General features: G+C 65.5%; 21 protein-coding genes. 17 read left to right on the top strand and 4 right to left on the bottom strand.

What is annotated here, in order from left to right:
• The first annotated feature begins 404 nt into the window (after positions 1–404).
• From AC1RRP_RS13590 to AC1RRP_RS13550, 9 genes are all read left to right on the top strand, one after another.
• Positions 405–1,358, top strand: a complete 954-nt coding sequence (locus AC1RRP_RS13590; RefSeq protein WP_493036982.1) for a LysR family transcriptional regulator — start codon at positions 405–407, stop codon at positions 1,356–1,358.
• A 150-nt stretch (positions 1,359–1,508) separates the two neighbouring features.
• A complete protein-coding gene (locus AC1RRP_RS13585; RefSeq protein ID WP_493036980.1) occupies positions 1,509–3,335 on the top strand; it encodes an NAD(P)H-dependent oxidoreductase subunit E in 1,827 nt (608 codons plus the stop codon).
• Positions 3,332–6,304 (top strand): molybdopterin-dependent oxidoreductase, encoded by a 2,973-nt coding sequence (locus tag AC1RRP_RS13580; RefSeq protein WP_493036978.1) that lies wholly within the window; start codon positions 3,332–3,334, stop codon positions 6,302–6,304. Before AC1RRP_RS13585 ends, AC1RRP_RS13580 begins: the two co-directional genes overlap by 4 nt.
• 128 nt (positions 6,305–6,432) lie before the next feature.
• Complete coding sequence (locus AC1RRP_RS13575; RefSeq protein WP_493036976.1) at positions 6,433–6,783, top strand: XRE family transcriptional regulator; 351 nt, start codon at positions 6,433–6,435, stop codon at positions 6,781–6,783.
• Positions 6,773–8,002 (top strand): type II toxin-antitoxin system HipA family toxin, encoded by a 1,230-nt coding sequence (locus AC1RRP_RS13570; RefSeq protein WP_493036974.1) that lies wholly within the window; start codon positions 6,773–6,775, stop codon positions 8,000–8,002. Before AC1RRP_RS13575 ends, AC1RRP_RS13570 begins: the two co-directional genes overlap by 11 nt.
• An 80-nt stretch (positions 8,003–8,082) precedes the next feature.
• Positions 8,083–8,643, top strand: coding sequence for a DUF3305 domain-containing protein (locus AC1RRP_RS13565; RefSeq protein WP_493036972.1), 561 nt, complete (start codon positions 8,083–8,085; stop codon positions 8,641–8,643).
• The gene (locus AC1RRP_RS13560; protein WP_493036970.1) at positions 8,636–9,265 is read left to right on the top strand and encodes a DUF3306 domain-containing protein; all 630 of its coding nucleotides are present in this window, start codon (positions 8,636–8,638) and stop codon (positions 9,263–9,265) included. The genes AC1RRP_RS13565 and AC1RRP_RS13560 overlap by 8 nt, the downstream gene beginning before the upstream one ends.
• Positions 9,192–11,288 carry a 4Fe-4S binding protein gene (locus tag AC1RRP_RS13555; RefSeq protein WP_493036968.1) on the top strand — a complete coding sequence of 699 codons (2,097 nt, stop codon included), beginning with the start codon at positions 9,192–9,194 and terminating at the stop codon, positions 11,286–11,288. The genes AC1RRP_RS13560 and AC1RRP_RS13555 overlap by 74 nt, the downstream gene beginning before the upstream one ends.
• A 7-nt stretch (positions 11,289–11,295) precedes the next feature.
• Positions 11,296–11,934: a TorD/DmsD family molecular chaperone gene (locus AC1RRP_RS13550; RefSeq protein ID WP_493036966.1), complete on the top strand. Its 639-nt coding sequence runs from the start codon at positions 11,296–11,298 to the stop codon at positions 11,932–11,934.
• Between the two features lie 19 nt (positions 11,935–11,953).
• Here AC1RRP_RS13550 and AC1RRP_RS13545 read toward each other — a convergent pair whose 3' ends face one another.
• Both AC1RRP_RS13545 and AC1RRP_RS13540 read right to left on the bottom strand, forming a co-directional pair.
• On the bottom strand, positions 11,954–14,062 hold the full coding sequence (locus AC1RRP_RS13545) for a sensor histidine kinase (RefSeq protein WP_493036964.1): 2,109 nt from the start codon (positions 14,060–14,062) through the stop codon (positions 11,954–11,956).
• Positions 14,059–15,456, bottom strand: coding sequence for a sigma-54-dependent transcriptional regulator (locus AC1RRP_RS13540; RefSeq protein WP_493036962.1), 1,398 nt, complete (start codon positions 15,454–15,456; stop codon positions 14,059–14,061). Before AC1RRP_RS13540 ends, AC1RRP_RS13545 begins: the two co-directional genes overlap by 4 nt.
• Before the next feature lie 430 nt (positions 15,457–15,886).
• Between AC1RRP_RS13540 and AC1RRP_RS13535 the strand changes: the two genes are divergently transcribed.
• The 7 genes from AC1RRP_RS13535 (at position 15,887) to AC1RRP_RS13505 (ending at position 22,386) form a co-directional block, all read left to right on the top strand.
• On the top strand, positions 15,887–16,093 hold the full coding sequence (locus AC1RRP_RS13535; protein ID WP_493036960.1) for a formate dehydrogenase: 207 nt from the start codon (positions 15,887–15,889) through the stop codon (positions 16,091–16,093).
• 18 nt (positions 16,094–16,111) lie between these two features.
• The gene (locus AC1RRP_RS13530; protein WP_493036958.1) at positions 16,112–19,072 is read left to right on the top strand and encodes a formate dehydrogenase subunit alpha; all 2,961 of its coding nucleotides are present in this window, start codon (positions 16,112–16,114) and stop codon (positions 19,070–19,072) included.
• Positions 19,073–19,083: 11 nt separating this feature from the next.
• Entirely contained in the window at positions 19,084–19,707 is a 624-nt protein-coding gene (fdh3B, locus tag AC1RRP_RS13525; protein WP_493036956.1) for a formate dehydrogenase FDH3 subunit beta, read from the top strand.
• The gene (locus tag AC1RRP_RS13520) at positions 19,704–19,925 is read left to right on the top strand and encodes a hypothetical protein (protein WP_493036954.1); all 222 of its coding nucleotides are present in this window, start codon (positions 19,704–19,706) and stop codon (positions 19,923–19,925) included. The genes fdh3B and AC1RRP_RS13520 overlap by 4 nt, the downstream gene beginning before the upstream one ends.
• A gap of 14 nt (positions 19,926–19,939) precedes the next feature.
• Positions 19,940–21,112, top strand: a complete 1,173-nt coding sequence (locus tag AC1RRP_RS13515; RefSeq protein ID WP_493036952.1) for a formate dehydrogenase subunit gamma — start codon at positions 19,940–19,942, stop codon at positions 21,110–21,112.
• 22 nt (positions 21,113–21,134) lie between these two features.
• On the top strand, positions 21,135–21,467 hold the full coding sequence (locus AC1RRP_RS13510) for a hypothetical protein (RefSeq protein WP_493036950.1): 333 nt from the start codon (positions 21,135–21,137) through the stop codon (positions 21,465–21,467).
• A 70-nt stretch (positions 21,468–21,537) separates the two neighbouring features.
• Complete coding sequence (locus AC1RRP_RS13505) at positions 21,538–22,386, top strand: formate dehydrogenase accessory sulfurtransferase FdhD (RefSeq protein ID WP_493036948.1); 849 nt, start codon at positions 21,538–21,540, stop codon at positions 22,384–22,386.
• A 398-nt stretch (positions 22,387–22,784) separates the two neighbouring features.
• Here the strand turns inward: AC1RRP_RS13505 and AC1RRP_RS13500 are convergent, their stop codons facing one another.
• On the bottom strand, positions 22,785–23,342 hold the full coding sequence (locus AC1RRP_RS13500; RefSeq protein ID WP_493036946.1) for a hypothetical protein: 558 nt from the start codon (positions 23,340–23,342) through the stop codon (positions 22,785–22,787).
• A gap of 93 nt (positions 23,343–23,435) precedes the next feature.
• Positions 23,436–23,912, bottom strand: coding sequence for a hypothetical protein (locus AC1RRP_RS13495; RefSeq protein ID WP_493036944.1), 477 nt, complete (start codon positions 23,910–23,912; stop codon positions 23,436–23,438).
• Between the two features lie 481 nt (positions 23,913–24,393).
• Between AC1RRP_RS13495 and AC1RRP_RS13490 the strand changes: the two genes are divergently transcribed.
• Positions 24,394–26,925: an ABC transporter permease gene (locus AC1RRP_RS13490; RefSeq protein ID WP_493036942.1), complete on the top strand. Its 2,532-nt coding sequence runs from the start codon at positions 24,394–24,396 to the stop codon at positions 26,923–26,925.
• Positions 26,926–26,966: the final 41 nt, after the last annotated feature.

Here is a 26,966-nt window from a genome sequence, read left to right as displayed (position 1 = left end):
CCGGTACGCCACCGCTGGCGGCTGCGCCGGCCAGCAACGAGACAGGCTGCATAAACGTCTGGCACTTCTCCTGTCTCTCCCACAGCAGGCCGCGCCGCGGCCGCTGTCGTTGGCAAGCACAGGCCCTACCCTTTACTACGACCGCAGGCCAGCAATCCTGGCCCACCAGCCACGGCGGCGACGCCTCGCTCCATAGAAGCGTATCCAAGACACCAACCACCAAATCCAGGCGCCCCTCTCTGCCCCCGGCGGGGGGCACTGAGCAACGGCGTTGCCGTTGCGTGCCCCATACGGGGGTATATGCCCCGCACGCGCGACCGCGCGTGCTAGGGGCGGGGGGAGAGTGGGGAGAGAAAAAGAGTTACGCTTATTGAAACGCCTCTGACAAAAGAATAGAAAAAACCATGAACCTCCTGGTCTCCATGCGTTACCTCGTCGCCCTCGACGAGCACAAGCACTTCGCCCGTGCCGCCCAGGCCTGCTTCGTCACGCAGCCGGCGCTGTCCAACGCCATCCGCGCGCTGGAGGAGGAGTTCGGTTCGTCCATCGTCAAGCGCGGCCGCACTTTCGTCGGTTTCACGCCGGAGGGCGACCGCCTGCTGGACAGTGCGCGTCGCATGCTGCGTGAGGAGGAACTGCTCAAGCAGGACTTGAGCAGTGTCAGCGGCCAGCCGCAGGGACGCCTGTCCGTCGGCGTTGTCCCTTCGGCCGAGCCGGTAGCTGCGCGCTTTGCCGCCATGCTGCAGGTGCGCCATCCCGGCATCAAGCCCGTGGTGCGTTCCATGAGTTCGCAGGAAATCGAGGAGGGGCTGGAGCAGCTCACGCTGGACATGGGGCTGGGCTTCATCGAGCGCGTGCGCCCCGGCGTCGGCAAGCTGCAGACGGTGCCGCAATACACCGAGCACTATTTCCTGGTGCGCAAGGCGGCGCAGCCGCCGGAGCCGGACGCACAGGGCATGCATTTCGGCGCGCCCCTTTCCTGGCAAGAGGCAGCCGCGCTGCCCCTGTGCCTGATGACGTCGGAGATGTACAACCGCCACATCGTGGACGGCGCCTTCGCCAAGGTGGGCGTCAAAGTCCAGCCTGTGCTGGAAACCAATTCCCTGTTGACGCTGGCACTCAGTGCGGTGGGCGGGGCTGTTTCGTGCGTGATGCCTGGCGCGCTGGTGGGCGCAGTGCGCGCCTACCGCGAACTGGAGGCCCGGCCCTTGAACAGTCCCGAAGTGCGTACTCCCATCGGATTCATGTTCCAGACGGCCGAGCGGCATTCCCGCCCCCTGGAGGCGGCCCTGACCCTGGCGCAGGATGCGGCGTGGCTGCGCCATGCCGCCGCGCACAGCGGCCTTTTGCACGCCTGAAGCCGCCTGAGGGCGGTTTTGATCACTTTCAAAGCCATTTGCTGCATTGCGTCATTTAATTTTTGAATGACAACATGTCTCTATGCAATTTGACCGGGGCGGGAGCCGGGCGGACACTGCGCCCATAGTTATGAACCGAGGGACCTTCCCATGAACCATCCAGGCCGCAAAGGCGAAGTCCAGGCTGTGGCCGTCGCCACCGTCGACGACCTGCGTGAACGCATCCGCCGCAAGAGCAAGCTCAAGGGCCGCCAGGCCGACGACAAGTCGCTGGCTGAAGTCATCACCCTGATCGGCGCCAAACCGGCCAACGGCCACCGCCGCGACCTGCTGATCGAGCACCTGCACAAGCTCAACGACGCCTACCGCTGCCTGCACGACCGCCACCTGGTGGCGCTGGCCAAGGAGATGAACATCCCCATGGCCGAGGTCTATGAGGTGGCCACCTTCTACCACCACTTCGAGGTGGTCAAGGGCGATGCGCAGGCGCCGGGCCTCACCGTGCGTGTCTGCGACGGCCTGAGCTGTGAGATGGGCGGCGCCCAGAGCCTGATGGCCAAGCTGCAGACCGCCCTGGGCTCGGACCCGTCCAAGGTGCGCGTGATCCCTGCGCCCTGCGTGGGCCGCTGCGAGCAGGCGCCCGTGGCCGTGGTGCACCAGAACCCCGTGCTGCACGCTACCCCCGAGAGCGTGGCCAAGGCCGTCAAGGCCGCAGCCAGCACGCACCCCAAGTCCAATGGCAAGGCCAGCTTCGAGCCGGCGGCACTGGCGCTCAAGTCGGTGTCGCCCGTGCCCAGCCAGCAGCAGGTCTCGCCCGACTACGTGGGTTTCGACGCCTACAAGGCCAAGGGCGGCTACCAGATGATCGCGGACTTGCTGAACGGCAAGCGCGAGGTCGAGCCCGTCATCAAAGCCATGGAAGACTCGGGCCTGCGTGGTCTGGGTGGCGCCGGTTTCCCGGCCGGCCGCAAGTGGCGCATCGTGCGCGACCAGCCCGCACCGCGCGTGATGGCCGTGAACATCGACGAGGGCGAGCCCGGCACCTTCAAGGACCGCACCTACCTCGAACGTGATCCGCATCGCTTCCTCGAAGGCCTGCTGGTGGCCGCCTATGCCGTGGGCGTGGGCGCCTGCTACATCTATCTGCGTGACGAATACCACGGTGCACGTGCCCTGCTCGAAGCAGAGCTCGCCAAGCTGCAGGCCAACCCGCCTTGCGCGCTGCCTCTGATCGAGCTGCGCCGCGGTGCCGGCGCCTACATCTGCGGCGAAGAGTCCGCCATGATCGAGAGCATCGAGGGCAAGCGCGGCGAACCCCGCATGCGCCCGCCCTACATCGCCCAGGTCGGCCTCTTCGGCCGTCCCACGCTGGAGCACAACTTCGAGACCCTCTACTGGGTGCGTGACATCGTGGAGAAGGGCGCGAGCTGGTTCTCCGGCTTCGGCGCCAACGGGCGCAAGGGCCTGCGCTCTTTCAGCGTCAGCGGCCGGGTCAAGCACCCGGGCGTCAAGCTGGCGCCGGCCGGCATCACCATCCGCGAACTGATCGACCAGTACTGCGGCGGCATGCAGGATGGCCATGAGCTCTATGCCTACCTGCCGGGTGGCGCCTCGGGCGGCATCCTGCCGGCCAGCATGGGCGACATCCCGCTGGACTTCGACACCCTGCAGCCCTATGGCTGCTTCATCGGCTCGGCCGCCGTCATCGTGCTGAGCCAGCACGACACGGCGCGCGAAGCCGCCGTGAACATGATGCGTTTCTTCGCCGACGAGAGCTGCGGCCAGTGCACACCGTGCCGCGTGGGCACGGCCAAGGCCGTCAAGCTCATGGAAGCCAAGACCTGGGACAACGAGACGCTGGAAGACCTGTGCCAGGTCATGGCCGACGCCTCCATCTGCGGCCTGGGTCAGGCCGCGCCCAACCCGATCCGCTGTGTCCAGAAATACTTCCCGCAAGAACTGGGAGCCCAAGCATGAACGCACCCGCCAAGCTCAACGAAGTCACCCCGCAGATCGTCGAGTTCACGCTCGACGGCAAAAAGGCCCAGGCCTACGCCGGTGAAACCATCCTGACCGTGGCCAAGCGCATGGGCATGGAGATCCCGCACCTTTGCTACAAGGAAGGCATGCGCGCCGACGGTAACTGCCGTGCCTGCGTGGTGGAAGTCAAGGGCGAACGCACCCTGGCGCCCAGCTGCTGCCGCAGCGCCACCGCCGGCATGGAGGTGCAGAGCAAGAGCGAACGCGCCGTCAAGAGCCAGAAGATGGTGCTGGAGATGCTGCTGTCCGACATGCCCGACACCGGCTACAAGTGGGACGAAAAGGACGAGGCACTGCAGCACGGCGAGCTGTCGCAGTGGGCCGACCAGGTGGGCGTGACGGTACGCCCCGCTCTGAAGGCCCTGCGCCGCGAGCAGCCCAAAGCCGACATCTCGCACCCGGCCATGGCCGTGAACCTGGATGCCTGTATCCAGTGCAACCGCTGTGTGCGCGCCTGCCGTGAAGAACAGGTCAACGATGTGATCGGCTACGCCATGCGTGGCAGCCACAGCGAGATCGTGTTCGATCTGGGTGATTCCATGGGCGACAGCACCTGTGTAGCCTGCGGCGAGTGCGTGCAGGCCTGCCCCACGGGCGCCCTCATGCCCAAGAGCCGTGTCGGTTCGCAGCAGGTCGACAAGAAGGTCGACTCGGTCTGCCCCTTCTGCGGTGTGGGTTGCCTGATCACCTACAACGTCAAGGACAACAAGATCATCAGCGTGGACGGACGCGACGGTCCGGCCAACCACAACCGCCTGTGCGTCAAGGGCCGCTTCGGTTTCGACTACGCGCACAACCCGCAGCGCCTGACCAAGCCGCTGGTCCGCAAGGCCGGTGTGCCCAAGGACCCGGAGGCCATCGACGAACTGAACCGCCAGATGAGCGAGGATCCATCCATCATCGGTACCATGTTCCGCGAAGCCACGTGGGACGAGGCGCTGGACCTGGCCGGTGGCGGCCTCAAGGCCCTGCGCGACAGGTATGGCCTCAAGGCCCTGGCGGGTTTCGGCTCAGCCAAGGGCAGCAACGAGGAGGCCTATCTCTTCCAGAAGCTGGTGCGCACCGGTTTCGGCAGCAACAACGTGGACCATTGCACCCGCCTGTGCCACGCCTCCAGCGTGGCCGCCCTGCTCGAAGGTGTGGGCTCGGGCGCGGTGTCCAACCAGGTCAATGACGTGGAACACTCCGGTCTCATCTTCGTGATCGGCTCCAACCCCACGGCCAACCACCCGGTGGCCGCCACCTGGATGAAGAACGCCGCCAAGGCCGGCGCCAAGATCGTGCTGGCCGACCCGCGCATCACCGACATCGGCAAACACGCCTGGCGCACCCTGCAGTTCAAGCCCGACACCGACGTGGCCATGCTCAATGCCATGATCTACACGGTGATCGAAGAGGGCCTGGTGGACAAGGACTTCGTGAAGAAGCGCGCCAGCAACTTCGAGGCCCTCAAGACCAACGTCAAGGGCTACAGCCCCGAAGCCATGGAGCCTATCTGCGGCATTCCTGCGCAGAAGCTGCGCGAAGTGGCGCGCGAGTTCGCCACTTCCAAGGCCTCGATGATCCTGTGGGGCATGGGCGTGAGCCAGCACGTGCACGGCACCGACAACGCCCGTTGCCTGATCGCGCTGTGTGCGGTGACCGGTCAGATCGGCAAGCCCGGGTCCGGCCTGCACCCGCTGCGCGGCCAGAACAACGTGCAGGGCGCCAGCGATGCCGGCCTGATCCCCATGATGTTCCCGAACTACCAGCGCGTGGACAACAAGGACGTGCACCAGTGGTTCGAGAAGTTCTGGAACACCAAGCTCGACGACCGCCCCGGATACACCGTCGTGGAGATCATGCACAAGGCCTTGGCCGACGACAGCGATCCGCACAAGATCCACGGCATGTACGTGGAGGGTGAGAACCCCGCCATGAGCGACCCGGACCTGAACCACGCGCGTCACGCGCTGGCCGAGCTCAAGCACCTGGTGGTACAGGACATCTTCATGACCGAGACCGCCTGGCTGGCCGACGTGATCCTGCCCGCCACCGCCTGGCCCGAGAAGACCGGCACCGTTAGCAACACCGACCGCATGGTGCAGATGGGCAAGCAGGCCGTCACGCCCCCGGGCGAGGCCAGGCCGGATCTCTGGATCATCCAGGAAATTGCGTATCGCATGGGCGTGAACTGGAACGGCGTTGACGCCGGGCAGCCCCAAGGCAACGCAGCCCCCTCGGGGGGCAGTGCAGCACGCGCAGCGGCAAACGTGGGGGCCTTTTATGCTGGTGAACACGCCGGTGTCGCAGCCGTCTACGAGGAAATGCGCCAGGCCATGCACGCCGTCATCTCGGGCATCACCTGGGAGCGCCTGGAGAAGGAATCCAGCGTGACCTATCCCTGCCTGAGCGCGGAAGACCCGGGCCAGCCCACCGTCTTCATCGAGGACTTCCCCACGGCCGACGGCAAGGTCAAGCTGGTGCCGGCCGACATCATCCCGGCCAACGAGCGCCCCGATGCCGAGTTCCCCTTCGTGCTCATCACCGGCCGCCAGCTCGAACACTGGCACACCGGCAGCATGACGCGCCGTTCGGGTGTGCTCGATGCCATCGAGCCCATCGCCACCGCCTCCATGTGCGGTGACGACATGAGCGAACTGGGCCTGGCGCCCGGTGACGTGGTGACCGTGGCCTCGCGCCGCGGCCAGGTGGCCATCCACCTGCGCCGTGACGACGGCACGCCGCGCGGCGCCGTGTTCATCCCCTTCGCCTACTACGAGGCGGCGGCCAACCTGATCACCAACGCCGCGTTTGATCCGGTCGCCAAGATTCCGGAGTTCAAGTACTGCGCGGTGGCCATCCGCCGCGGCGGTACACCGGCGGTCACGCAGGGCTTTGGTGCGGCGGAGGCCATGCTGGGCTGAACCGCCTGAAGCCCGCGCCCTCTCCCGAGAGGCTGAATTGAACAGGGGAGCCGGGTGACCGGCTCCCCTTGTTTTATTTATGTATACACAAAATTGCACAAAAAGTCTTTATTTGTTAATCTTGTGTTATGCCTAAGCCATCAACTGCCGTCGAACAGCTGCCAGCCTCCGTGCTACGTGCGCTACAGGTCCTGGGCGAAAACCTGGCGCTGGCGCGCCAGCGCCGTAGCGAATCGCTGCGTGCGCGTGCCAGCCGCATGGGGGTATCCGTGCCCACGCTGTCGCGCATGGAGAAGGGTGACCCGGCGGTGGGCATGGGGGTGTATGCCACGGCGCTCTGGCTCATGGGGCAGCACCAGGCCTTGGCCGACATCGCCGCGCCACGGTATGACCTGGGCGCGCTGGAGCTGGACATCCAGGCCATCAAGGGCCGGCGTTTGTCCCGCAAGGCCCAGGCAGGAGAAGACCATGAGCGCTGATTACCAGCCGCAGGACCGCATGAGCCTCTGGTGGCTGGGCGAACCGGCCGCGCCCAGGCTGGTGGGTATGCTTTTGCTCGCCGACAGCGCGCGCAAGGTGGGTTTGCAGTACGCGCCCGAGTGGCAGGCCCGCGGCTCAGGTGGTTTTGCCCTGAGTGAAGACCTGCCCCTGCAGACCGGCCTCTTTCTGCCGCCGCAGCGCGACATGGCGGCGGGCGCCGTGGACGATGCGCGTCCTGACCGTTGGGGTGAGCGTGTCATCCGCCTGATCGACAGGCCGGCCCGCCTCTCCCTGCTGGAATATCTTTATTTCGCGGGGGATGATCGCGCGGGCGCCCTGGGTGTCTCGCTCGATATGCAGGCCTATCGCCCGCGCGAGCGGGGGGGCGTGCCGGTCTTCGCGGGGCTGGAGCAGATGCACGAGGCCGTGCGGCGCGTGCTGGCCGGCGACAAGGTGCCCGAGGCGCAGGCGCGGCTGCTCCGCCCGGGCGCATCGTTCGGCGGCATGCGGCCCAAATCGCTGATGCAGATGGATGACCAGCAGTGGGTCGTCAAGTTTGCCGACAGTGCAGAGATGGATACGCCGTTGATCGAACATGCGGCCATGCGGCTGGCGCAGCGCTGCGGCATACGCGTTGCCGAGACGCGTGCCTTGCCGGTGGCCGGTGGGCATGCGGTGGCGGTGCGCCGTTTTGACAGGGGGGATAGCCGGCGCCGGCACGTCATCTCGGCCCACGTGGCGCTGCGTGCCGCTGGCGAAGACCTGGGCTACCCGGAACTTTCCCAGCTGCTGCGCCGTCTGGGACGCGCCGAGCAGATCAAGATCCAGCAGGAAGAGCTGTTTCGCCGCATGGTGTTCAACATCCTGATCGACAACACCGACGACCACGAGAAGAACCACGCCCTGCTTCGTGGTGAAGACGGGCACTACGAACTGTCCGAGGCCTACGACATCGTGCCCTCGGCCCAGGGCCTGGGCTATCAGCAGCTGCGCGTGGGGCGCAGTGGCACCGAATCCACGCTGGACAATGCCTTGTCGGAATGCAGGTCCTTCGGCCTGGGGCTCGATGCGGCCGTGACTGTCGTGCGCGAACTCTGCCGCGTGGTGGACGGCTGGCGGGACTTCTTCAGGGCACAGGGGGTGATGCCGCGCGACCTGGAGATGCTGGCGCAATACGTCGAAGGGCCGCGCCTGGCTGGCCAGCGCACGGCCGTCTGAAGACAGGAAACGAGTCGCGACAAATTGTCGCAACGGACTCTTATGCAGGGTCTTTCCTATCCGCTACAGTGGCGGCTGTCATGAACACGAAACAGCCTACTCTTCAAGTCGCCGTCATCATGCGCAAGGTGCGCGTCGCCGGCGCTATGAGCCGCTGGCAGACCTGGCGCTGGGAACTGGCCGATGTGGTGATGCACGAGCCCGCTTTCGGCACCGAACCGCGCCGGCTGCGCCAGGATGAGAACGGTGAGCAGTGGCTGCACCCGAACTTCACGGTGGAACTCTTCCGCGACGACGCCGAGGGCTACTACCTCAACGCCACCACGCCGGCGCCCTGCTGGTTCGTGCTCTGGCGCATGGACGAAGAAGCCACGCTGTCCGACGAACCGATCCCCCGCCCCGCCGCCGTATCGGTGAGTTACCACGACGCCGGCCGCTGGCTCGACGCGCAGGAGACGGTGGAGCAGGTGCCGGCGCCGCCCGAGGTGGTCGCCTGGTTCCAGGCCTTTGCCGACGAGCACTACAAGATCGAACCCAAGAAGCGCAAGCGGCCTGACAGCTTCAAGCCGCTGACCGACCGCTTCGGCAACCCGGCCTCGGTGAGCACGGAGAAGAAGTTCGGCGGGGGCGAGCATGGCTGACGGCTTCCTGGGCCGCTGGGCGCAACGCAAGCAGGCGGTGCGCGAGGGCAAGCCCATCGCAGAGCCGGCCGCACCCGTCGCAACGTCGGCCCCGCAGGTGACTGCGCGCAGTGAATCCGTGGCCGCTGCACCGCAGGCCGCGCCCGTGGTCGAGCCGCCACCACCGCCACCCACGCTGCAGGATGCACGGGCGCTGACGCCGCAGTCCGACTTCAGGCGTTTTGTTGCCACCGATGTGGACCCCGAGGTCAGGAACGCGGCCATGAAGCAGCTGTTCACCGATCCGCACTTCAATGTGATGGACCGCATGGACGTCTACATCGACGACTACTCCATTCCCGACCCGCTGCCGCAATCCATGCTGCGCCAGATGGCCAGCGCGAAATTCCTGAACCTCTTTGATGACGAGGAAGAGAAAGACAAAAAGCCCGGGGCAGGGCTGACCCCTAGCCCGGCGCCTGCTGCGCAAACTGATAATCCACCCACGGTGGCAGCAAACACCGGTTTGCCGTCTCCTGCCGCCACGGCCCACCTGAACGATCAAGACCATGTCGACCCTGATTTGCGACTGCAACAAGACCATGCCGCTGGACCCCAAGGGTCTGGGCGCGGTCCTCAATGAGAACCTGACGCTGCACAGCACGCTGTGCCGGCGCGAAGCCGGCGCCTTCCAGCAGGCGCTGGGCCAGGGCGAGGACGTGGTGGTGGCCTGCACGCAGGAAGCCCGTCTCTTCGGCGAGATCGCCGGGCAGACCGAGGGCGCCAAGGCGGTGCCGATCCGCTTTGTCAACATCCGCGAGACCGGGGGCTGGAGCAAGGACGCAGCGAAAGCCATGCCGAAAATGGCCGCGCTGCTGGCCGCCGCGCGCCAGCCCGATCCCGAGCCCGTGCCCACCGTCACCTACAAGAGCGCCGGGCGCCTGCTCATCATCGGCGCGCTGGACGCTGCGGAGCGCGCGGCCGAGTTGCTGGCCGACACCCTGGACGTCAGCATCTTCAGCACCGGCCCCGGGACGGACGGCGGTCTGCAGGAGCGCCGTTACCCTGTGATGGCCGGCAGGGTCGAGGCGCTCACCGGCTGGCTGGGCGCCTTCGAATTCAAGTGGCAACGCAACAACCCCATCGACCTGGACCTGTGCACGCGCTGTAACGCCTGCATCGATGCCTGCCCGGAAAGTGCGATCGGCTTCGACTATCAAATTGATAGCGACCTGTGCAAATCGCACCGGTCCTGCGTGAAGGTTTGCGGCGTAGCCGGGGCCATCGACTTCACCCGCGAGCCGCAATCCGACAGCGAGACCTACGACCTGGTGCTGGACCTGCGCAGTACGCCGGCCTTCACCCAGCACGCCAAGCCCCAGGGTTATTTCCAGTGGGACGGCCAGAACCAGCGCACGCTCATCGAATTGCGCGGTCTGGTGGGCGAGTTCGAGAAACCCAAGTTCTTCGTCTACAAGCAGAAGCTCTGCGCGCACAGCCGCAACGAGAAAGTGGGCTGCAGTGCCTGCATCGACGTCTGCTCGGCCGCGGCCATCAGCTCGGACTACGAGCACCAGCAGATCAAGGTCAGCCCCAACCTCTGCGTGGGTTGCGGTGCCTGCACCACGGTCTGCCCCAGCGGCGCGCTGACCTTTGCCTATCCGCGTGCGGGTGAGCAGGGCGTCAAGTTCAAGACCCTGCTCTCCACCTATCTGCGTGCCGGCGGCAAGCAGCCCGCGCTGCTGCTGCACAGCCAGCAGGGCGGCACAAAGATGATCGGCGACCTGGGCCGCGCCGCGCGCGTGGACCCGGACATGCGGGGCGTGCCGGCGCGTGTGCTGCCGGTGGCGGTCTGGCACACGGCCTCGCTGGGCCTGGATGTCTGGCTCTCGGCCGTGGCCTATGGGGCCAGCAATGTCTGGGTGCTGATGACGGGCGAGGAAGCACCGCAGTATCTGGAGGCCGTGCGCGCCCAGATGGACGTGGCGCAGGCCATCCTCACCGGCCTGGGCTACAAGGGCGAACACTTCCGCATCCTGCACGCGCGCGATGCGCGCGACCTGGCCGCGCTGGACGCCGATCTGCAACGACCGGCCGGGCAGGGCGTGGCCAAGCCTGCCGGTTTTGCGGTGCAGGCCGACAAGCGCGCCACGCTGGAACTGGCGCTTGACCATCTGCTGACGCACGCGCCGCTGGTCGAACCCAGACCCGAGCTGATCGCCTTGCCCGCGCAGGGCTCGCCGCTGGGCGCGCTGGCCATCAACAAGGACAGCTGCACGATGTGCCTGAGCTGCGTGAACGCCTGCCCGGCCAGCGCGCTGCAGGACAACCCGAACGCGCCGCAGCTCAAGTTCATCGAGAAGAACTGCGTGCAGTGCGGCCTGTGCGTCAAGACCTGCCCTGAAAAGGCGCTGTCGCTGATTCCGCAGCTGCGCCTGACGCCGCAGCGCAAGGAAGCCGTGGTGCTCAACGAGATGCAGCCCTACGCCTGCGTGCGCTGCGGCAAGCCTTTCGGCACGCTCAAGGCCATCGAAGCCATGCTGGGCAAGCTGGCTGGCCACGCCATGTTCCAGGGCGAGGCCCTGGAGCGGCTGAAGATGTGCGGCGACTGCCGCGTGATCGACATCTACAGCAACCCGAACGAATCCAGGATCACCGACCTTTGAGCCGACCATGAGCAATCCATCATCATCCAACGATGCCCTGCTGGCCCAGGGCGGCACGCTTGACGAAGAGACCGCACGTGCCGAGGTCTATGGCCTGCTGGCCGCGCTCTACTACGCGCCGCCCGGTGCCGAGCTGCTGGAGCAGTTGCGGGTGGCCGCCACCGAAGCGCCTGCCGAGGGCGGTTTCCTGGAGGAGCCCTGGCGCGGCCTGGTGAGTGCGGCCCGCGATCTGGACCTGCCGACCGTCACGAGGGAATACAACGCACTGTTCGGCGGCGTCGGCAAGCCTGAGGTCTACCTCTTCGGCTCGCACTACCTGAGCGGCTTCCTCAACGAGAAGCCCCTGGCCAAGCTGCGCGATGACTTGGCCGCCCTGGGCCTGGCGCGTGACGAGACCATGCCCGAGACCGAGGACCACATCGCCTACCTCTGTGAGGTCATGCGCTACCTGATCGCTGGCGACGACGTGGCCGTGGCCAACCTGACCAAGCAGCGCGAGTTTTTCGCTGCCCACCTGCAGCCCTGGGTCAACCCCATGTGCGATGCGATCGAGGGCAACCCCTCGGCGCGTTTCTACGCGGCGCTGGCCGGTTTCACCCGGGCCTTCCTGAGCGTGGAGATGCAGGGCTTCGACATGCTCACCTGAGGCGACGCCTCAGCTTCTTTCAGGCCCGGCGTGCTTCCATCGGCCCCGACGAGGCGTCTTGCGGCGCCAGCGGCTCGGTGAGCAGCCAGACGCGGAAGGTGGCACCTGTGGTGTCTTCACCGAGTTCACGCCGGTTCAGACCCTCGATGCCGCCGCCGTAGCGTTCCACCAGGCCCACGCTGATCCACAGGCCCAGGCCGTTGCCATCGTTCTTGGTGGTGAAGAAGGGGCGGAACAGCCGTTCCTTGACGCGGTCGGTCAAGCCCGCTCCACTGTCGCTGATCTCCAGCAGCACCCCGTTCTTGCCGTCCGCCCGGTTACGCGTACGCAGGCGCAGGCGCCCGCCCTCGGGCATGGCCTGGATGGCGTTGATCATCAGGTTGATCACCACCTGCTGCAGTTCCTGGCGGTTCACGCCGGCGCGCGCCGTGGCCAACAGGTCACGCTCCACCTCGATGCGCGTGCGTGCCAGAAGGTGGGCCACCAACACCAGGGAGTTTTCCAGTGTCTGGTTTACGTCCACCGCTTCCACGTAACCCGCGTATTCGGTGGGGCGCGCATACTGCAGCAGCTGGGTGACGATCAGGCGCATGCGCTCGACTTGCTGGTCCAGCAGGGTGAGTTCAGCACGGACCGGGGTGGCCTGCGCGCCCAGGGTCTCGCGCATCAGGTCCAGGTTGCCCTGGATCACGGCGATGGGGTTGTTGATCTCGTGCGCCACGCTGGCCGTGAGCTGGCCGATGGCAGCCAGCTTCTCCGACTTGACCAGCTGCTGCTGCGCCTGCTGCAGCGAGGCATTGCTCTGCGCCAGCTCGTGCGTGCGCTCGACCACTTTGGCGTCGAGCTCCTCGGCCCAGCGCTGCAGGGCGCGGGTCTTCTCGTCGATCACGTCCAGCAGCTGGTCCAGGTGGCCGGCGAGTGCGCCGATCTCGTCGCGCGCGGTGACCAGGCCCACGCGTGCGCCGGTGTCGCCGTCCTCCACGCGCTGCATGGTCTGGTTCATCTGTTCCAGCGGACGAAAGATGCTGCGCGCCCAGCGCAGCGAAAACAGCGCGGCCAGCACCATCACCACCCCGAAGATACCGACGATGAGTGCCAGCATGCCGTACTTCACGTAGCGGAAGGGCTCTTCCAGGTAGCCCACGTAGAGCATGCCCGTGCGCTCGCCTGCGGCGTCCAGCAGCGGCTCGTAGGCCGAGACGTACCAGTCGTTGACCACAAACGCCCGGTCCAGCCAGGTTTCGCCATGCGTGAGCACAGCCTCGCGCACGGCCTGCGAAACGCGCGTGCCGATGGCACGCTCGTCCTGGAACAGTCGCACATTGGTGGTGATGCGCACGTCGTCCATGAACAGCGTGGCCGTGCCGTGGCTGCCGAAGGGCAGGGAGCCCTCGGGGTAGACGATGCGGTTGATGTGGTCGATGAAGGGCAGGTTCTGGTTCAGCAGCACGCCTCCGCGCAACAGCGCCACGATGGTGCCGTCGGCACCGCGCACGGGCGTGGTGGCCAGCATCACCAGGGCGCGGTCTTCCACGCTGCGTGTGGTGGGAATGGCGCTGCGTGTCGGGATCAGCGGGATGTGGATGCGCGGCGCCAGGTGCGGGGCCAGCGCCAGCAGTTCGGCCGGCTCCAGCCGCGCCAGGCTGGCCTGGTCGGTGCTGACGCGGGCCTGGATGGCCCCCGCCCCATGCGCTGGCGCGCGGATCTCCGTGGACGGAACGGCCGAGGGCAGCCAGTCGGCCGTGATGAGCCGGCCGTCGAGCTGGTAGAGGTTGATGAAGTCGAAGCCCAGGCGCTGGCTCTCGCGTGCCAGCAGGGCCTGTACGGCCGGCAGGTTGCGCCGCTGCAGCGGTTGGTAGAGCGCGTACGAGGCCGCCACCGCGTGGGTGCCGGAGCCCACCTCGGAGAGCACCTGCTCAAAGTAGCCGCGCGCCACGGCCAGGTCGCTGCGCACCTTGGTGATCAGCAGCCGGTCGTAGGCGGCATTGCCCCAGATGAGCAGCGCACCGACCAGCAGGGGCAGCACCACCAGCAGCGGCAGCAGCGCCATGGCCAGCAGCTTGTTGCGGATGGAGTGCGTGAGCCAGCGTGGCGCCAGCGCGGCCGGCAGGCTGGCGAGGAGTCTCACGACAGGGCCCATTCGGCGCAGCGCCGCTCCAGTGTGCGGCGCGAGATGCCCAGCAGCTGCGCGGCCTGCGTCTTGTCACCGTGCACCGAATCGAGCACCGCGCGGATATGCTGCTGCTCCAGGGTGTGCAGGTCGGTCACGCCGCGCTCGGCGCCGCTGTCGGCGGGCGCCTTTGTGGCGCGCTGGCCCATGGTGTAGAGCGCCGAGACATTGAGCGTGCCCAGGATCAGCGAACGTTCGATCAGGTTGCGCAACTCGCGCACATTGCCGGGCCAGTCGTACTGCATCAGGTAGTCCATCTCGGCCGGCGTGATCTGCAGCGGCGCGGCGCCCAGCACGGGGGCGAGCCGGGCGATGAAGTGCTGGACCAGGTCGGGGATGTCGTCCTTGTGCTCGCGCAGGGGCGGCAGCGCCAGTTCCACCACCTGCAAGCGGTAGTAAAGGTCCTTACGAAAGCGTCCTTCGGCCACGGCCTGCTGCAGCGAGCGGTTGGTGGCCGCGATGATGCGCACGTTCATCGTCACCAGTTGCTGGCTGCCGACCGGGCGGATCTTGAGGTCTTCCAGTGCGCGCAGCAGTGTGGCCTGCAGCGGCAGCGGAAGTTCGGCCACCTCGTCGAGGAAGAGCGTGCCGCCCTGCGCGTAATAGAACAGGCCGTCGCGCGCGCGCGTGGCGCCAGAAAACGCGCCCTTGGCATGGCCGAAGAGTTCGCTCTCCATGTGTTCGGGCGAGACCGAGGCGCAATTCACCGGAACGAACGGCCCTTGCGCCCGTGGGCTGAGTGCATGCAGGGCGCGCGCCACCAGCTCCTTGCCCGTGCCCGATTCGCCCTGCAGCAGCACGGTGCTGTTGACCGTGGCGATGCGGCGCACCGAGGCGGAGAGCTCGGTCATCTGCGGCGTATGGCCGACCAGGCCGTTGTCGGCGAACTGGCTGCGCGAGAGCGCATGGCGCAGCACGAAGTTTTCGCGCGCCAGCCGGGCGCTCTCATAACAACGGCGTACCGCGTTGAGGATCTGCGGCACGCGAAAGGGCTTGAGGATGAAGTCCGAGGCGCCGGCACGCAGCGCCTCGATGGCGGTGTCCAGGTCGGCGAAGGCCGTGATCAGGATCACCTGGCCGGTGTAGCCGTGTTCGCGCAGTTCCTTGAGCCAGGCCACGCCGTTCATGCCGGGCAGGGCGATGTCCAGGATGATCAGGTCGACATGGTTGCCGCGCAGCAGCTCGGCGCCTTCTTCCGCACTGCCGGCTTCCATCACGGTCTGGCAGCGCGGTGCCAGGGTCTTGACCAGGAAGTTGCGCATGCCCGGTTCGTCGTCGACGACCAGGATGGACCAGTAAGGCCAGCCGTCTGCCAGCTTGTTTGCGTCGGTAGTGGGGGGCGTTGTGGTCACGGCGAGGCGGGAGAGCTTGCGAGATTCTATCGACCACGGCCGAGTGATTTGGTCGGGTATCAAGGTTTTGATGCACTAACAACAAGTCGCGCGGCGGCTGGCTTGCGAACCATTCCCATCTGCGTGACTTGATGTGCGACAAGTTGTCGCGAAGCTGTCGTCAGCTTGTCGTGTCATCAGGCGATTGTGGCGGTGCAGCAATCGCACAAGCCCTTGATTCATGCGGTGTGCTGCCAGTCTGCCCGAGGGCGAGGAGCGCATCTCTATATCAGTGATCTGTGAATTAAAAAATTTCCCCCGTGTGAGTCGCGCTCAGGGTTGGCGCGTACCGAGGGAGACCTCGCTTGCTGAAACCTCGTGGCGTTGCTAAATTCCAGCGAGTTCAGTTATGTAGTTATGTTCCTAAGTGGAACCTTTCAGGAGACCCAGCATGAGCCAATCCCAAGGGAAATTGTCACGACGCACCCTCTTTGCCGGTGCGGGCACCGCCGGTGCCGTGGCCGCCGTGGCCAGCCTGATGCCGGCTGCCAAGCCGGTCGAGCAGGCTGCCCCAGAACCCAAGGTGGCTCCTGCCAAGGGCGGCGGCTACCACCTGTCCGAACACGTCAAGCACTACTACCAGACCACCCGCCTCTAATCAAAGCTGGAGAGAGACATGTTGCTCACCAAGAAATCCCCGGCGACCGAGACCACGGCTCGTTCGCCCTTTGTGCACAGCCTGCGCCGCGGCCTGTCGCAAGCCCTGCCCACCATGGACCGTCGCGCCTTCCTGCGCCGCTCGGGCCTGGGTCTGGGCGTCGGCCTGGCCGCTTCGCAGCTCACGCTGGTGAAGAAGGCCAACGCCGCCAGCAGCGTCGCCGTCGGCGACGGCAAGATCGAAGTCAAGCGCACGGTCTGCACGCACTGCTCGGTGGGCTGTGCCATTGATGCCGTGGTGGAAAACGGCGTGTGGACGCGCCAGGAGCCGGTGTTCGACTCGCCCATCAACCTGGGCGCGCACTGCGCCAAGGGCGCCTCGATCCGCGAGCACGGCCACGGCGAGTACCGCCTGCGTTACCCGATGAAGCTCGTGAACGGCAAGTACGAGCGCATCAGCTGGGATACCGCCCTCAACGAGATCACCGCCCGCATGATGGAGCTGCGCAAGGCCAGCGGCCCGGACAGCGTCTACTTCGTCGGCTCGTCCAAGCACAGCAACGAGCAGGCCTACCTGATGCGCAAGTTCGTCAGCTTCTGGGGTACCAACAACTGTGACCACCAGGCGCGTATCTGCCACTCCACCACGGTGGCCGGCGTAGCGAACACCTGGGGCTACGGCGCCATGACCAATTCGTACAACGACATGCAGAACAGCAAGGTCGCCCTGTACATCGGCTCCAACGCCGCCGAAGCCCACCCGGTCAGCCTGCTGCACATGCTGCACGCCAAGGAAACCGGCTGCAAGATGATCGTGGTCGATCCGCGCTTCACCCGTACCGCGGCCAAGGCCGACGAGTTCGTCCGCATCCGCTCCGGCTCGGACATCCCCTTCCTGTTCGGCGTGCTGTACCACATCTTCAAGAACGGCTGGGAAGACAAGAAGTACATCAACGACCGCGTCTACGGCATGGAAGACGTCAAGAAGGACGTGCTGGCCAAGTGGACCCCGGCGGCTGTGGAAGAGGCCTGCGGCGTGCCCGAGGCCCAGGTGGCCAAGGTTGCCAAGATGCTGCATGAGAGCCGCCCCGGCACCATCGTCTGGTGCATGGGCCAGACCCAGCACACCATCGGCAACGCCATGGTGCGTGCCTCCTGCATCCTGCAGCTGGCCCTGGGCAACGTCGGCAAGTCCGGCGGCGGCACCAACATCTTCCGCGGCCACGACAACGTGCAGGGTGCGACCGACGTCGGCCCCAACCCGGATTCGCTGCCGGGTTACTACGGCATCGTCGAGGGTTCCTGGAAGCACTTTGCCAACGTCTGGGGCGTGGACTTCGAGTGGATCAAGAAGCAGTTCGCCTCGCCGGGCATGATGACCAAACCCGGCATCACCGTGTCGCGCTGGATCGACGGCGTGCTCGAGAAGAACGAGCTGATCGACCAGGACTCCAACCTGCGCGGCGTTTTCTACTGGGGCCATGCACCCAACTCCCAGACCCGCGGTCTGGAGATGAAGCGTGCCATGGACAAGCTGGACCTGCTGGTGGTGGTGGACCCCTACCCCTCGGCCACGGCCGCCATGGCCGCCATGCCCGGCAAGCCGGAAGACCTCAACCCCAACCGTGCGGTGTACCTGCTGCCGGCGGCCACCCAGTTCGAGACCAGTGGTTCGGCCACTGCTTCCAACCGCTCCATCCAGTGGCGCGAGAAGGTCATCGAGCCGCTGTGGGAGAGCCGCACCGACCACATGATCATGCACCAGCTGGCCGAGAAGCTCGGCTTCGCCAAGGAACTGTCCAAGAACTACAAGATGCAGAAGGTCAAGGGCATGGACGAGCCCATGCCCGAGGACATCCTGCGCGAGATCAACCGCGGCGTCTGGACCATCGGCTACACCGGCCAGAGCCCGGAGCGCCTGAAGGCCCACATGCGCAACATGAACGCCTTCGACGTGAAGACGCTCAAGTGCAAGGGCAAGGTGGTGGACAAGGAAACCGGCTACGACATGTCGGGTGACTACTTCGGCCTGCCCTGGCCCTGCTTCGGCACGCCCGAACTCAAGCACCCGGGTTCGCCCAATCTGTACGACACCAGCAAGCACGTCATGGACGGCGGCGGCAACTTCCGAGCCAACTTCGGCGTCGAGCGCGAAGGCAAGAACCTGCTGGCCGAGGACGGCTCCCACTCCAAGGGCGCCGACATCACCACCGGTTATCCGGAACTCGACCACGTGCTGCTCAAGAAGCTCGGCTGGTGGGGCGAACTCACCGAAGCCGAAGCCAAGGCGGCCGAAGGCAAGAACTGGAAGACCGACTCCTCGGGCGGCATGATCCGCGTGTTCATGCAGAACCACGGTTGCCACCCCTTCGGCAACGCCAAGGCGCGCGCCGTGGTCTGGAACTTCCCGGATCCGGTGCCGCAGCACCGCGAGCCGCTCTACGGTACCAAGCCCGAGCTCATGGCCAAGTACCCGACCCACGACGACAAGAAGGCCTTCTGGCGCCTGCCCACGCTGTACAAGAGCGTGCAGCAGAAGAACGTGGCCGACAAGCTGCATGAGAAGTTCCCGCTCATCATGTCCTCCGGCCGCCTGGTCGAGTACGAGGGCGGCGGCGAGGAGACCCGTTCCAACCCCTGGCTGGCCGAACTGCAGCAGGAGTCCTTCGTGGAAATCAACCCGAAGACGGCGGCCGAGCGCGGCATCCGCAACGGCGAGCGCGTCTGGCTGCACAGCCCGACCGGCGCCAAGCTGAACGTGCAGGCCCTGGTGACCGAGCGTGTCGCCCCCGACACGGTCTGGATGCCCTTCCACTTCTCCGGTCGTTGGCAAGGTGCCGACATGCTGGCCTACTACCCCAAGGGTGCGGCGCCCATCGTGCGCGGCGAAGCGGTCAACACGGCAACGACATATGGTTACGACAGCGTGACCATGATGCAGGAAACCAAGACCACGATCTGCAACATCGAGAAAGCCTGAGGAGTAACGTCATGGCACGAATGAAATTTGTTTGTGACGCCGAGCGCTGCATCGAGTGCAACGGCTGCGTCACCGCCTGCAAGAACGAACACGAAGTCCCCTGGGGTGTGAACCGCCGCCGCGTGGTCACCCTCAACGACGGCGTGCCCGGCGAGAAATCCATCTCGGTGGCCTGCATGCACTGCAGCGACGCACCCTGCATGGCGGTCTGCCCGGTCAACTGCTTTTACCGCACCGACGAGGGTGTGGTGCTGCACGACAAGGACATCTGCATCGGCTGCGGCTACTGCTCCTACGCCTGCCCCTTCGGCGCACCGCAGTTCCCTTCGCAGGGTACCTTCGGTGTGCGCGGCAAGATGGACAAGTGCACCTTCTGCGCTGGCGGCCCCGAGGCCAACGGCAGCCAGTCCGAGTTCGAGAAATACGGGCGCAACCGCCTGGCCGAAGGCAAGCTGCCGGCCTGTGCCGAAATGTGCTCGACCAAGGCCCTGCTCGCCGGTGACGGCGACATGGTGGCCGACATCTTCCGCACCCGCGTGCTGCAACGTGGCAAGGGCGCCGAAGTCTGGGGCTGGGGCACCGCCTACGGCTCACGCCAGGCCGGCCAGCCGGCACCCGCAGGAGCCAAGTCATGAAAACAGCACTGATCATCGTTTCCGCTGCGTTCCTGCTGGCCGCTTGCGGCGAGTCCCCCCAGACCAACGGTGGAGCCAAGCAGGATGCAGGTGCTTACACCGGCACCGGCAAGGCCTATGTCGAACCGGGCTGGAAGTCCGGCGACAAGGCCAGCTGGGAGTCCAAGCTCAAGGCGCGCGGCCAATACGGCCAGAACGAGTACAACCGGGTCAACTGAAGATCGGACGCCTCATGAAAAAAGCGCTTGCAGTGGCCATGCTCATGGCCCTGGGCTGGGCCGCAACGGTCCATGCCCAGCAGGACAAACTGAAGCTTGATGTTCCGCCTGCGAAGACGGCACCGGCCCCCGCCGGTGGCATCAAGGGACAGAACATCTTCGAAGTGAAACCCGATGCCAGCGAGGAGCCGGGTTACGCGACGCAGACCAATGCCGAGCGCACCCAGGTGCAGCCGGGCAACAACGCGCCCGTGTGGCGCCAGGTTGGCGGCGGCGTGACGGGTTACAGCAGTCTGCCCAAGGACCAGGCCCCCGAAGCCGGCAACCTGATCCAGCCCTTCGTGCAGTACCCGGGCTCCATGCTCACCAACGCCGGCGAAGCCTGGCGCCAGGTGCGCAACAAGTGGATCATTCCCTACGGCGGCGCGCTGATCCTGATCGCGCTGGGCGCGGTGGGCATCTTCTACTGGCGCAAGGGCACGCTGCAGCTGCACGGTGCCGAAACCGGTCGCAAGATCGAGCGCTTCACCGCCTTCGAGCGCTCGGCGCACTGGGCCAACGCCATCGCCTTCTCCATCCTGGCGATCTCCGGCATCGTCATGGCCTTCGGCAAGTACTTCCTGCACCCGGTCATCGGGGGCACGCTGTTCGGCTGGCTGACTTATGTGCTGAAGAACCTGCACAACTTCGCCGGCCCGGTGTTTGCCGTCTCGCTGGTGGTCGTCATCGGCACCTTCGTCAAGGACAACCTGCCGCGCAAGGAAGACATCACCTGGCTGGTCAAGGGCGGTGGCCTGCTGTCCGGGCACGAGGTTGCCTCGCACCGTTTCAACGCCGGTGAGAAGGTGCTGTTCTGGGGCGGCGTGTTCGTCCTGGGACTGATCGTCGTGGCCTCGGGCCTGTTCCTGGACAAGCTGGTCCCGGGCATGATCTACGAGCGCGGCAGCATGCAGATTGCGCACATGGTCCACGGCGTGGCCACCGTGCTGATGATGGCCATGTTCATCGGTCACATCTACATGGGCACGCTCGGCATGGCTGGCGCCTACAGCGCCATGAAGACCGGTTATGTTGACGAGACCTGGGCCAAGGAACACCACGAGCTCTGGTACGACGACATCAAGGCCGGCAAGATCCCCGCGCAGCGCACCCAGCCGGCCGCTCCCGGTGCTCCCCTCAAAGCCTGACCCTACAACAAGAGAGGCCCACATGAAATCCATCGCCGTATTCATCGCTGCTTGCGCCCTCAGCGTCTCCGCCCTGGCCAAGCTGCCCGCTCCGAACGACGAAGCCAAGGCCAAGGCCGCCGAGGCGGCCGCCAAGACCGCCCACACCGGCAAGGTCGACGGCTACAAGCTGTGCAAGTCCCAGGACAAGGTCGCTGCCCAATACCGCAAGTCGGGTAAGGCCGGCAAGGACGCCAAGCCCGTGGCCACCGCACCGTGTGCCGACCCTGGCCCCTTTGTCTACAAGCCTGCCACGGCAGCGGCACCCGCTGCAGCAGCGCCTGCGCCGGCAGCTGCAAAAGCCAAGAAATCCTGATCCCCGCGAACCTTGCGGTCTAACGGGCCGGGCTGCAAAGCCCGGCCCGTTTTGTTGTACGCTGCCATCCATGCCCCTGCCCCATCTCACCCGAGCCCAGGCGCCGCTCACGCGCGAAGTCACGGCCCTCAACGAGCACGGTGAGGCCACGCCCCTGTTCATCCCCGCAGAGCGGGCGCTCACCGTCTACGTCGATAAGCGCGAACTCGTCACGCTCATGACCTTGGGCGGCCACCCGGAACTGCTGGTGCTGGGCTTCCTGCGTAACCAGCGCCTGGTGCGTTCGGTGGACGAGATCGAGTCCATCACCGTCGACTGGGACGTGGGTGCCGCCGCCGTCAAGACCCGCGAAGGCATCGCCAATGTGGAGGAGCGCACCGCCAAGCGCGTGGTCACCACCGGCTGCGGCCAGGGCAGCGTCTTCGGCGACATGATGGACGAGGTGGACCAGATCCAGCTGCCCGACGCGCGCCTCACCCAGGCCCAGCTCTACGGCATCGTTAACGCCATCCGCCTGCAGGAGAGCACCTACAAGTCCGCCGGCTCGGTGCATGGCTGCGCCCTGTTCCGCGGCGAGGAGATGCTGCTCTTCGTGGAGGACGTGGGGCGGCACAACGCCATCGACACCATTGCGGGCTGGATGTGGCTGCAGGATGCGTCTTCCATGCAGGGGGATGACAAGGTCTTCTACACCACGGGGCGGCTGACCAGCGAGATGGTGATCAAGTCGGCGCAGATGGGAGTGCCTATCGTTGTGTCGCGTAGCGGGATCACGCAGATGGGGCATGCGGTGGCGGAGCGGGTGGGCTTGTGTGCGATTGGGCGGGCTACTGGCAAGCATTTTTATTGCTATACGGCGGCGCAGCGCTTGGTGTTGCAGCCTGAACTGGCGGGGCCTAAGTTGCGGGCTGCGGCTTAGATTCTTTTTCCCGTTCGGCCTGAGCCTGTCGAAGACCTCTCTTTGAACTAACGCTTCTCTTGCGTGGCAAGCCGGGTCTCGCCCCGGCGGGCGAGTCACCTTTCTTTGCTTCGCCAAAGCAAGGTAACCGAAAGAAAGGCGACCCTGGTGTCTGTGACCCCGGCTGCGCCGGGGCACCCTGCGATGCTCGCGTCAGGCGGGAGCCGCGCAAACTCGCTGCGCTCAAACATGCGCGGCTCTTGATCCGCCTGCCGCTGCGCTTCTCGGCACATACACAAGGGTGGGGGAACCCGGAAACCGAATGCAGAGATGACAAGGGCACGCTGTCGCGTGCCCTTGTATTGTGCGAAGAGTTGGAATGATTGCTGTGGCCTGTCCCTCTAGATAGCATTGATATGCTAAATATCGACCACAGAATTGATAACGCATTTGCTATATGGTGAGCACGTGCAGTGTGTTTTCATGAGAGATAGGATATCCGCGCCGAACTCTCGATTTGAATTCTCTTCGCACCAAGAGCACTCACTGCCATCTCCGGCTGTCATGAGGGTGAACCTCTTTATTCCAAGCTTCCGTGCTTTCTCAAAGTTGTCAATTCTGCTCTTGGTGATTGTTGCGCGGTAGTAGATTTCTTCTAGCGCCGCCTTGGGGTTATCAAGGCGGCGCCCTTCGGCAGACAACACTTCGATGAGCTCTCTTGTGATGGCCAATCTTGTGTTGAGTCCAAGGGATTTTTTCTCTTCAACGGTCAAGCTGTTGCTGGTTTTTGTGATGCTACGGACGTGCAGCAAATGATTCAAAACGGTTTGTTTGCACTCGGCCTTAAAGTACGTCGACTTATCCAGATCTTCCGATAAATATTCGGCTATAGGCTTTTCTTGTGGAGCTGCGGGTAGTGTCTTTTGAGGCTGCGAATCTTTGTTGTCAGAGAAAAGTTGGCGCAACGCGTTGAGCATGGGAAATCCTCAGTAGAACAGGGCATAACGTTGAAGCTACGCGGCTTTTCGCGCAGCGTCCAGCGACTGAAAGGAGCGGGGTTGAGCGCCATGTTAGGCTTTGATTTTTTGTTCAAGCAGAGCCGAAGCAATTGAACCCCATTGCTCTTGTATGGCGATTAGGGCTTTTGCTGATCGTTCAAGGCGATTGCGGTCAATGGTGAAATTCTCAATGCGATGATCTTCCTCTCTGCCGTCAATCTTGCCGATTTCGATTTGATGTTGGTCGTAAGAATTGAGTACACCGTGAACACATACATCTCGAATCTTTACGGTAGTTTTTGTCAGCGCCGTCAAGTTTTCGAGTTCTTTCGCATCAACGATTCCGGTCGGCAAGTTGCTCCCGATGAAGCTCAGTTTGGAAGCAAGCCTAATGGGCTTTGCCTTCTTTGACTGGGTTTGCGCATGGATCAAATGAACGCATTGATCGATGCTCCTCTCCACGGGCGACCAAAACATCGTCAGCGCCCCTATAACGGCAAGCCACGAAGTTAGAAGCTGATGGTCTTCTTCAAGGGGTTGTGCGTTCATAGTGATTCCGTTCAGGTCAACTGCGCGAGGGCAATGTCCAACTTGATGTTGGCCGCGACACTGTGGAATGACATGGACGGATGTTCATTCCGACGCCTCCCTTGCTGCAAGCTAAGTGCTTGTTTTATTTGAAGAATTCGGGTCACTATAGCGCAGGGTGGATGTGTTCCGGTATCCGGTCCCCACCGCCGTGTGCGGAGGCGAGTAGCGCAGGAGCGGGCGGATCAAGGGGCGCGCATGTTTGAGGCGTTAGCCGAGTTTGCGCGCACCCCGCCCGGGCCGAGCAACGCAGTGTGCCCGGAGCGAAGCGCAGGGACGACGCACCCGGCTCGCCTTTCTTTCGGTTACCTTGCTTTGGCGAAGCAAAGAAAGGTGACTCGCCCGCCGGGGCGAGACCCGGCTTGTTGGCGTACCAAGGCAGCAGCCAAGACGAAAACCCTGCACGCGCACAGAGACACAGAAATCCCCTAAGCTCACCCCCATGAACATCACCTTCTGGCAACTCGCCTGGAAAACCCTCTGGCGTGACCTGCGTGCGGGCCAGCTGCGCCTGCTGATCCTGGCGGTCACCCTGGCGGTAGCAGCCCTCACGGCCGTGGGCTTTTTTGCCGACCGGCTCAAGGGCGGCATGCAGCGCGATGCGCGGCAGTTGCTGGGGGGTGATGCGGTCATCGTCAGTGACAACCCCACGCCGGCGGCCCTGCTGGCGCTGGCCCGGTCCAGTGGCTTGCAGGTCTCTGCGTCCCTGAGCTTTCCGACCATGGCGCGTGCGCGTGAGGACCAGGGCGGCGCCACGCGGCTGGTGGCGCTCAAGGCGGTGGAGGCGGGGTACCCCCTGCGCGGTCAACTGACGGTGAGCACGTCCGTGGACGCGCCAGCGCTTGCCACGCGCGACATCCCGGCGCCGGGCGAGGTCTGGGCCGATCCGGCCCTGCTCGACGCGCTGGGGCTCAAGCTGGGCGACCGGCTGCTGCTCGGTGAATCGGCACTGCGCATCACGCGCCTGATCGGCGTGGAGCCCGACCGTGGTGCCGGTTTCATCAACTTCGCGCCGCGTGCCCTGATCCACCAAGCCGACCTGGCGGCCACGCAGCTGATCCAGCCGGCCAGCCGCGTGAGTTACCGGTTGGCCGTGGCGGGTGAGGACAGGGTGGTCAACGCCTTCGTCAAGCAGGCCAACGCGGTGGTCGAACGCGAGCAGCTGCGCGGTGTGCGCATCGAGGCCTTGCAGGGTGGGCGGCCCGAGATGGCGCAGACGTTGGAGCGGGCCGAGAAATTCCTCAACCTCGTGGCCCTGCTGGCGGCGCTGCTGAGCGCGGTGGCCGTGGGCCTGGCGGCGCGCTCCTTCGCGCACAGCCATCTGGACGACTGCGCCATGCTGCGTGTGCTGGGCCTGTCGCAAGCCACCATCGCGCGCAGCCATGCGCTGGAGTTCCTGCTGGTGGGCCTGGCGGGTGGTGTGCTGGGCGTGGCCCTGGGATGGGCGGTGCACCATGTCTTTGTGCTGCTGCTGGCCGGCCTGGTGGACACGGCGCTGCCCGCGCCCGGCCTGTGGCCGGTGTTCTTCGGCCTGGGCATGGGCCTCACGCTCATGCTGGCTTTCGGGCTGCCGCCGGTGCTGCAGCTGGCCCAGGTGCCCGCGCTGCGCGTGATCCGGCGCGACGTGGGCAATCTGCGCCCCATGTCGGTGGGGGTGCTGGCCCTGGGCGTACTCGGTTTTGCCGTGCTGCTGCTGGCCGCCAGCAGCGACCTGAAGCTGGGGCTGATCACCGTGGGTGGTTTTGCCGGCGCGGTGGCGCTCTTTGCGCTGGCCAGCTGGGGTGCGGTGCTGCTGCTGCGGCGGGTGGTGCGCGAGAACACCGCGCCGCGCTGGCTGGTGCTGGCCACGCGCCAGCTCTCGGCGCGGCCCATCTACGCGGTGCTGCAGGTCAGCAGCCTGGCCGTGGGCCTGCTGGCGCTCTTGCTGCTGGTGCTGCTGCGCACCGACCTGATCCGCAGCTGGCGCCAGGCCACGCCGGCCGATGCGCCCAACCGTTTCATCATCAACATCCAGCCCGACCAGGGCGAGGCCTTCCAGCGCCAGCTGCGCGAGGCCGGGGTGAGCGGCTACGACTGGTACCCCATGATCCGTGGCCGCCTGGTGGCCATCAACGACCGCCCCGTGCAGGCGCAGGACTACGAGGACGACCGGGCCCAGCGCCTGGTGGAGCGCGAGTTCAACCTCTCGCACAGCGCGCAGCCGCCGGGCCACAACCCCATCGTCGCCGGCCGCTGGACGGCCGAGGACGCGACGGGCATCAGCATGGAAGAGGGCATCGCCAAAACCCTGAACCTCAAGCTGGGCGACAAGCTGCGCTTCGACATCGCCGGCCTGCAGAAGGACAGCACCATCACCTCGCTGCGCAAGGTGGACTGGGGTTCCATGCGCGCCAACTTTTTCGCGCTGTACCCGGTGAGCCAGATGCCCGACCTGCCGGTCACCTACCTGGCCGCGCTGCGCGCACCGGACAAGACGGGGGCGGGGGCGGGTTTTGACAGCGCCCTGGTGCGCCACTTCCCCAACATCACCGTGGTGGACCTCAGCGCCACCCTGGCTCAGGTGCAGCGTGTGCTGGAGCAGGTCAGCCGCGCGGTGGAGTTCCTCTTCGGCTTCACGCTGGCCGCGGGCCTGGTGGTGCTGTTCGCCGCCGTCACTGCCACGCGCGAGGAGCGCGCGCGTGAATACGCGATCATGCGCGCGGTCGGTGCGGGCAGCGGCCTGCTGCGCCAGGTGCAGCGCGCCGAACTGGCGGGTGTAGGCGCGTTGGCCGGCGCCCTGGCCGCCGTGGTCTCGGCCGTGGTGGGCTGGGCCCTGGCGCGTTATGCGTTCAATTTCGAGTGGACCGTGACCTGGTGGCTGCTGCCCGTGGGGGCCGTCAGCGGCGCGCTGCTGGCCTGGCTGGCGGGCTGGTGGGGCCTGCGCAGCGTGCTGCGTCGCCCGGTGGTGCAGACGCTGCGCCAAGCAGCAACCTGAAAGCTATATATTTGATAGCTGCTGACCGTTTTCGTCCGGCT

It is taken from the genome of Hylemonella sp. GW821-FHT12C09, assembly GCF_058807395.1.
This window is presented reverse-complemented; position numbering and strand designations above follow the sequence as displayed.